General features: G+C 76.3%; 7 protein-coding genes. 2 read left to right on the plus strand and 5 right to left on the minus strand.

Annotation, left to right across the window (positions count from 1 at the left end; translation table 11 throughout):
- Positions 1-278: 278 nt before the first annotated feature.
- Entirely contained in the window at positions 279-1,598 is a 1,320-nt protein-coding gene (locus ACIQCH_RS38190) for a M14 family zinc carboxypeptidase (RefSeq protein ID WP_402588942.1), read from the plus strand.
- Between the two features lie 52 nt (positions 1,599-1,650).
- Here ACIQCH_RS38190 and ACIQCH_RS38195 read toward each other — a convergent pair whose 3' ends face one another.
- Both ACIQCH_RS38195 and ACIQCH_RS38200 read right to left on the minus strand, forming a co-directional pair.
- Complete coding sequence (locus ACIQCH_RS38195) at positions 1,651-2,112, minus strand: GNAT family N-acetyltransferase (protein WP_402588944.1); 462 nt, start codon at positions 2,110-2,112, stop codon at positions 1,651-1,653.
- 40 nt (positions 2,113-2,152) lie between these two features.
- Positions 2,153-2,704 carry a DUF1707 and FHA domain-containing protein gene (locus ACIQCH_RS38200; RefSeq protein ID WP_030208435.1) on the minus strand — a complete coding sequence of 184 codons (552 nt, stop codon included), beginning with the start codon at positions 2,702-2,704 and terminating at the stop codon, positions 2,153-2,155.
- Between the two features lie 142 nt (positions 2,705-2,846).
- Here ACIQCH_RS38200 and treZ point away from each other — a divergent pair, with 142 nt between their 5' ends.
- Entirely contained in the window at positions 2,847-4,604 is a 1,758-nt protein-coding gene (gene treZ / locus ACIQCH_RS38205) for a malto-oligosyltrehalose trehalohydrolase (protein WP_402588947.1), read from the plus strand.
- 52 nt (positions 4,605-4,656) lie between these two features.
- Here the strand turns inward: treZ and ACIQCH_RS38210 are convergent, their stop codons facing one another.
- From ACIQCH_RS38210 to ACIQCH_RS38220, 3 genes are all read right to left on the minus strand, one after another.
- On the minus strand, positions 4,657-5,190 hold the full coding sequence (locus tag ACIQCH_RS38210) for a GNAT family N-acetyltransferase (RefSeq protein ID WP_402588949.1): 534 nt from the start codon (positions 5,188-5,190) through the stop codon (positions 4,657-4,659).
- 66 nt (positions 5,191-5,256) lie between these two features.
- A complete protein-coding gene (locus tag ACIQCH_RS38215; RefSeq protein WP_402588951.1) occupies positions 5,257-6,402 on the minus strand; it encodes a M24 family metallopeptidase in 1,146 nt (381 codons plus the stop codon).
- Positions 6,383-7,300, minus strand: coding sequence for a LysR family transcriptional regulator (locus ACIQCH_RS38220; RefSeq protein ID WP_402588953.1), 918 nt, complete (start codon positions 7,298-7,300; stop codon positions 6,383-6,385). The genes ACIQCH_RS38215 and ACIQCH_RS38220 overlap by 20 nt, the downstream gene beginning before the upstream one ends.
- Between the last annotated feature and the right edge of the window lie 234 nt (positions 7,301-7,534).

The following is a 7,534-nucleotide window of genomic DNA, read 5'->3' on the forward strand; positions in this document are numbered from 1 at the left end:
CGGGCCCGGGCCTGGGGTGGCCGAAGGCCAGGCCGAAGGCCCGAAGCCCCAGGGGTGGGCCTGGGCAGGGCCCGCAGGCCATGCCCCGTCAAGCGCCGAGGGGACCCACACACCACACGACCCACCCCTCGAAGCGAGCCGACCGAAGCCCCCGGGGCACGGACCGGCGCGGCCCGGCGCGGCCCCGCCCCCACCGGTCCCGCCCCGGAAATCACCGGCCGGGAACGGTACGCCGGCCCCGGGGCGGGCAGAGCAACGGGGTGACCCTATTCCGTGGCATGTGCTACCCCACCGCCCGCGAACTCGCCCTCACCGCCCGCGCGCTCGTGGACGAGCATCCCGACCTGGCCCGGCTCCGCCAGGTGGGCACGTCCCGGGGCGGGCGCCCGCTGTGGCTGCTCTCGGCCGGGGGCCGGGAGCCGGGCGGCCGCGAGGTGCTCGTGGTCGCCGGCGCGCACGCCAACGAGCCGGTCGGCGGCCCGACCGCACTGGCCCTGGCCCGCCGCGTGGTCCGCGAGCCGGCCCTGCGCGAGCACGGCGGCTGGCACTTCCTGCTGTGCGCCGACCCCGACGGGGCCGCACTGCACCGGACCCCGCGCCCGTACACGCTGCTCGACTACCACCGGAACTTCTTCCGTCCGCCCGGACCGGAACAACCCGAATGGGCCCCCGCTTTACTGGCCCCGGACCGGCTGCCGCCCGAGACCGTCGCACTGACCGGGCTCATCGACGAGCTGCGGCCCCTCCTCCAGCTCTCCCTGCACGGGACCGACCTGGGCGGCAGCTGGGTGCAGCTCACCCGCGACATACCGGGGCTCGCGGAGCCGTTCGGCAAGTCGGCCGCGGAGCTGCGCATCCCGGTGGAGACCAGTGCCTCGGACGCGGCCGGCTGGCCCTCCCCCGGCCCGGGGATCTTCGTCATGCCGGACCCTGACGGAGCCGACGCCACCAGCACCAGCACTAGCACCAACGAGTCCGGTGTCACCGCCGGAGCCGTGGGCCGGGCCGAGGACGCCGACACCGCCGAGGACGCCCGGCTGTCGACCTGGTACCACGCCCACCGCTACGCCGGCACCACCGCGATCCTCGAAGTCCCCATGTGGGCCGGTGACCTGGTCGACGACCCGGCCCCGCACCCGGACCCCCGCGGAGCCCTGAAGGCGCTGGCCCGACGGCTCGCCGAGGACGCCCAGCGCGTCGCCGACGTGCTGGAGCGCACCCGCCCGGACCTGCCCGCGGACGGCGAGTCCGCGCTGCTGCGGGCGGTGGACTGGACGCTGGCACTGATCCCCCGGGTCACCGAGGCCTGGTCCGCCTCCGCGCCGCCGGAGGCGACGGCCGCGTACATCGGCAGCATCGACGCGTTCGCCCGCCGCCTGGCGCTGCGGGCGGCCGCGATGCTCCTGCGCGAGCTGCGCGCCGCCGGGCACCCGGCCGGGCCCGCCCTGGACCGGCTGGTGGCGGGCTGGTGCGAGGCCTTCGCGGCCCGGTTCCAGGCCCGATGGGTGCCGGTGACGACCCAGGTCGAGCACCAGTCGCGCACGGCCGTGGCGGCGTACCGCAAGCTCCTGGCCCGCGACTTCGGGGGACGGACCTGACCACGAACCGGAACCCGCGGCCCGCCCTGCCCTCCCACCCGCCCCACCCGCCCTACAGGTCCCAGGTGAACCGCAGCTTGCCGCGCGAGCGGGCGCCGAGCCGGTCGTAGAAGCGGATCGCGCCCTCGTTCCAGTCGGGGGTCTGCCACTGGACCTGGCCCAGCCCCCGGCTCTCGGCGTACGCGCGGACCGCGTCCATCACCGCCGTACCGAGCCCCTGCCCGCGGGTGGCCCCGGCCAGGTAGAGGCAGTCCATGTGCAGGTAGTGGCGGCCGTCCCAGAACGCGAACTCGGTGGACAGCGCGGCGTATCCGACGAGCACGCCCCCCTCGGTCTCGACGACGAGGATGCGCAGGGCCGGGTCGGCCTCCGGGCCGAACAGCAGCGGGGCGAGCCGCTCCGCGAGCCCGGGGGCGGGCGGGGCGGCCTTCTCGTACGCGGCGTGCTCGTGGACCAGTTCGACGATGCGGGGCAGGTCCGCGGCGACGGCGGTACGGATCCGGGGCGGGGTCACGGGCACCGTCCTTCTCCCGTGCCGTGGCGGGCGTCCGGACTCACGGCGCCGAGAGCCGGAACACCATGTGCCCGAACCCGACCTGGTCGCCGGCCCGGACGATCGCGGAGCCGGTGACGCGGCGGCCGTTGACGGTGGTGCCGTTGGTGGAGCCGAGGTCGCGCAGCACCCACAGCCCGTCGCTCGGACGCAGTTCGGCGTGTCGGCGCGAGACGGTGTCGTGGCTCAGCCGCAGCCCGTTGCCCGGGTCGCGGCCGATGGTCAGCGGGTACGGGCCGGTCTGCGGCAGCATCAGCTTCGGGAGCTTCTCGGCGTGCCAGGCGCGCCGGACGCCGACCGCCACGGCGGAGGCGCGGCCGACCCACCCGAAGAGCCGCTGCGTCCACGGCGTTTCGGCGCTGCCCAGGTCGGCGGTCAGCGCGGAGAGCTCGTCGGACCTCCGGGCGATCAGCGCGAGTTCCATGCGGCGCAGGAACGTGTCGTGCGAAAGCTTGCCCTGGGCCGCTCCCTCCCGGAGCAGGCCGAGGGCCCGGTCCCGCTCGGCGTCCGAGAGCCGCGCGGGGTAGGTCTGGAACTCAAAACTCGATGTCACAGGGTGATTGTCGGCCCGTCGGTGCCGGAGTGTCCAGAAGAGGGCCCGCGGGCCCGCGATGATGGGCGCGGGCACGTCGCGGCGTGCCCCGCGCACGCGGGTAGGGGCAGGTTGGGCACCGTCGGCTGTGAGGGGACCGAGCATGCGGTTCGAGGTGTGGGCACCGGAGGCGGCACGGGTCGTGCTGCGGCTGCGGGAGGAGTCGCTCCCGATGGCGCGGGACCCCGAGCGGGCCGGCTGGTGGGGCGCGACGGCACCGGCCGCCGACGGGGACCGGTACGGGTTCGTGCTGGACGACGATCCCGTGGTCCGGCCCGACCCCCGGGGCCGGCGGCTGCCGGAGGGCCCGGACGGGCCCAGTGCGGTGGTCGAGTTCGAGCGCTTCACCTGGCTCGGGTCCGGGCCCGGGGCCCCGCCGCCGCCCCCGCTCCAGGACGCGGTCCTGTACGAGCTGCACATCGGCACCTTCACCTCCGAGGGCACCTTCGACGCGGCCATCTCCCGCCTGCCGCACCTGGTCGGGCTGGGCGTCACCCACGTCGAGCTGATGCCGGTGTGTCCGTTCCCCGGCCGGCACGGCTGGGGCTACGACGGCATCGCCCCGTGGGCGGTGCACGAGCCGTACGGCGGGCCGGCCGGTCTCGCCCGGTTCGTCGACGCCGCGCACGCCCACGGGCTGGGCGTCGTCCTGGACGTGGTGCACAACCACCTGGGTCCGGCGGGCAACCACCTGCCGGCGTTCGGCCCGTACTTCACCGACACCCACCACACCCCGTGGGGAGCCGCGGTCAACCTCGACGCGCCCGGCTCCGACGAGGTCCGCGCGTACCTGCGGGAGAGCGCGCTGGCCTGGCTGCGCGACTACCGGCTCGACGGGCTGCGGCTGGACGCCGTGCACGCACTGGCCGACGACCGGGCGCTGACGTTCCTGGAGGAGCTCGCGGAGGCGGTGGACGCGCTGGCCGCGGAGACCGGCCGGCCGCTGTTCCTCATCGCCGAGTCCGACCGCTGCGACCCCCTCACCACCTCGCCCCGCGCGGCGGGCGGCACGGGGCTGCACGCGCAGTGGAACGACGACTTCCACCACGCCCTGCACACCGCGCTGACCGGCGAGTCCCAGGGCTACTACGCCGACTTCGCCGAGGCCCCGCTGGCCGCCCTGGCCAAGACGCTCACCCGGGTGTTCTTCCACGACGGCACGTACTCCTCCTTCCGCGGCCGCGTCCACGGCCGTCCGGTGGACCGCCGCCGCACCCCCGCGCAGCGCTTCCTCGGCTACGCGCAGACGCACGACCAGGTCGGCAACCGGGCGCTCGGCGACCGGCTCTCGGCCGGCCTCTCCCCCGGGCTGCTGGCCTGCGCGGCGGCGCTGACGCTGACCGGGCCGTTCGTGCCGATGCTGTTCATGGGCGAGGAGTGGGGGGCGCGGACGCCCTGGCAGTACTTCACGGACCACACCGACCCGGCCCTCGCCGAGGCGGTACGGGCGGGCCGGCGGCGGGAGTTCGCGGCCCACGGCTGGGCGGCGGACGAGGTGCCGGACCCGCAGGACCCGGCCACCCGCAAGCGCTCCGTACTGGACTGGCGCGAGCCGGACCACTCCCCGCACGGGCGGCTGCTGGAGTGGCACCGCACGCTGATCGCGCTGCGCCGGCGCCAGCCGGACCTGCGGGACCCGGACCTGGCGGCGGTGCGGGTGGCGTACGACGAGGAGCGGCGCTGGCTGACGTTCCGGCGCGGCGACGTCCGGGTGGCGGCGAACCTCTCCGCGCACCCGGCGACGATCGCCCTGGGCCGCAACGGCGTCCGTGTCCTGGCCGCGTGGGACGAGGCCGCCCCGCCCGACCCGGCCGGCCGCCTGCACCTGCCGGCCGAGTCGGTGGTGGTGCTGGGGCCCTGACGGACCTCGGACGCACCGTCGCCCTCACCCGGACCTCGGACGGCGCCGGGCCCTAACGGGCCTCCGCGACGGCCCCGTCCGCCGCCGGGGCGGGGTCGGTGAGGGCCAGTTCGTAGTACTTGAGCTGGTCGTCCTCGGCCACCAGGCGCAGGCCCACGGCGGCCATCACGTGCTGGGAGGCCACGTTGTCGTGCGAGGTGTCGCCGCGCACGCTGCGGGCGCCGAGCTCGCGGGCCAGCTCCACGAGGGCGCGCAGGGCCTCGGTCGCGTAGCCGCGGCCGCGTTCGGAGGGGATCAGCCCGTAGCCGATGGTGACGCTGCCCTCCTCGTCCACCGGGCCGTGGAAGCCGAGTCCGCCGATCGCGGCCCCGTCGGCGCGCCGCCGTATCTCGTAGGAGCCGAAGGGCCCGGGGTCGCCCTGTTCGGTGCAGGTGGTGAGGAAGTTGCGCGCCCCGACGAGGTCGACCTCCGCCGGATACCCGGCCGCCCAGCGGTCCCCCGCCCCGGGCGTGCGCGCCAGCAGGCGCTCCGCGTCGGCGGTGCTCATCGGATGCAGAACCAGTCGCGGGGTCAGTACGTCACCCATGACACCGTGGACTATCACATCAGACTACGGTTCGCCTACAGGAGCCGCGGCCCGTCCGAAACGTCGTCAGGAGACCGTGGCCAGTTCGCGCGGGGCGTTGTTGAGGCGGCGTCCGGCGGTCTCCGTGACCGTGACGATGTCCTCGATGCGCACCCCGAAGCGGCCCGGCAGGTAGACGCCCGGCTCGATCGAGAAGCACATGCCCGGGACCAGCTCCCGCTCCTCGCCCTCGACCATGTACGGCGGTTCGTGCGTGGTGACGCCGATGCCGTGGCCGGTGCGGTGGACGAACCGGTCCCCGTAGCCGGCCGCCGCGATCACGGCGCGTGCCGCCCGGTCGACCTCCTGGCAGGCGATGCCGGGCCGGACGGCTTCGAAGGCCGCCTGCTGGGCCTCCCGTACGACGTCGTGGACGCGCCGCTCCTCCGCGCCCGGGTCCGGGCCGACGTGGACGGTGCGGGAGATGTCGGAGCCGTAGCCGTGCTTGAGCCCGCCGAAGTCGAGGACGACCATGTCGCCGTCCGCGATGACCCGGTCGCCGGCCTCGTGGTGCGGGTTGGCCCCGTTGGGCCCGGAGCCGACGACGGTGAAGTCGACCCGGGAGTGGCCGTGGCGGCGCAGCAGCCGCGCGAGGTCGGCGGCCACCTCGCTCTCGCGCCGCCCGACGAACCGCACCCCGAGGACCTCCTCGTACGCCGCGTCGGCCGCCGCTCCCGCGGCCGCGAGCCGCTCCAGCTCCCGGGCGTCCTTGACGGCCCGCAGCATCGGGAGCACGTCGGTCAGGGCCGCGTACGTCGTGCCGGGCAGCTCCCGTTGGATGCCGAGCAGGTGCAGGGCCCAGGTGTTGTCGCTGACGCCGAAGCGGCCGTCGACGTCGAGGAAGGGGGCGGCCACCTGGTAGGGATTCTTCCCGTCGGTCCAGTCCCGCAGCGTCAGCGCGGGCGCGCCCGGGGCCCGGAACGCGTCCGGCGCCTCCAGTGCCGGCACGACCAGCACCGGGTCCTGGCCCACCGCGAGGACGAGGAGCGTCAGGCGCTCGGTCTCGGCGGGCGGGCGGTAGCCGGTGAGGTGGTAGAGGTCGGGCCCCGGCGAGACCAGCAACCCCGCGAGCCCGGCGTCGGCGGCGGTCGCGGCGGCCCGCTCCATGCGGGCGGCGTAGTCGGCGGCGGTGAAGGGGGCGGGCTCAGCTGACTCACGCGTCTGACGTGTCATGCGCCCCATCCTGTCGGCCCGTCAGGCGCCGCGCCAGCGCGCCGGCGGCCCCGTCGAGGGCGCCGGAGGAGAGCAGTTCCGTACGGTGCACCAGGCGCGGGGCGGCCAGCGGTACGGCCACCCCGCCACCGGTCCCGCCGGCGCCCGCGTACTCCCGGGCCACCCGCTCCGGCAGCAGTGCGAGGCCGTGCCCGGCCGCGGCGAGGGTGCACAGGGTGCGGACGTCCGTGCCGTCGTAGCGCAGGGACGTGGTCAGGCGGCCGGAGCCGGCCCGGGCGGCGGACCACAGGGCGTCGAGCGGGAGGCCGACGCCGGGCGCGTCGAGCCAGCGGGCGTCCACCAGGTCCTCCAGCCGGACCTCGGTCCGGCGGGCGAAGGGGTGGCCGGCCGGCAGCAGGACGGCCAGCCGGGCCTCGCCGGCGCCGGCCACGGTCAGCGGCGCCACGTCCGGCAGCCGGAGCGGGTCGCTGGGGGCGGCCACGCCGTCGACGAGGCCGAGGTCGCACGCTCCGGTGGCGACGGCGGCGGGGATCTCCTCGCGCGACAGCACCCGCAGCGTCACGCCGGTCGGGGGCAGCGCGGCCAGCACGTCCGGGCCGATCGCGAGGGGGCTGGCGGCGAGCGTGACCCGGCCGTGCGGGGCGGCGGCGAGGCGGGCGATGTCGGCGCGGGCGGCGTCGAGGCGCAGCAGGAGCGGCCCGGCGTGGTCCAGCAGCCGGGTGCCGGCCCGGGTCGGGGCGACGGGGCGGCGCGTCAGGAGCGGGGTGCGCAGGTCCCCCTCCAGGGCGGCGATCTGCTGCGACACCGCGGACTGGGTGTACCCGAGCTCGTGGGCGGCCTCGGAGAAGGAGCGGAGGCGGACGACGGTGACGAAGGTGCGCAGGAGGTGCGGGTCCATGCCCCCAGGATCGGGCACGGCTCGGGGACGACCCCCGCCCCCCGTCGCACCCGCCCCGTTCCCATCCGTCCCGTTCCCACCCGTTCCCCCCTCCCCACCCGTCCGTCCCGTGGTGTGTGGGGGAGGCGCTTGACGGGGGTGGCAGGCTGGTCCGGAGGCAGGCCCGGGCCGGAGGTGGCCGAAGGCCAGGGCGAAGCCCCAAAGCCTCCGGGGTGGGCCTGCCGCAGGGCCTGC

This window comes from Streptomyces sp. NPDC093225 (assembly GCF_044753805.1).
GTDB lineage: Bacteria > Actinomycetota > Actinomycetes > Streptomycetales > Streptomycetaceae > Streptomyces.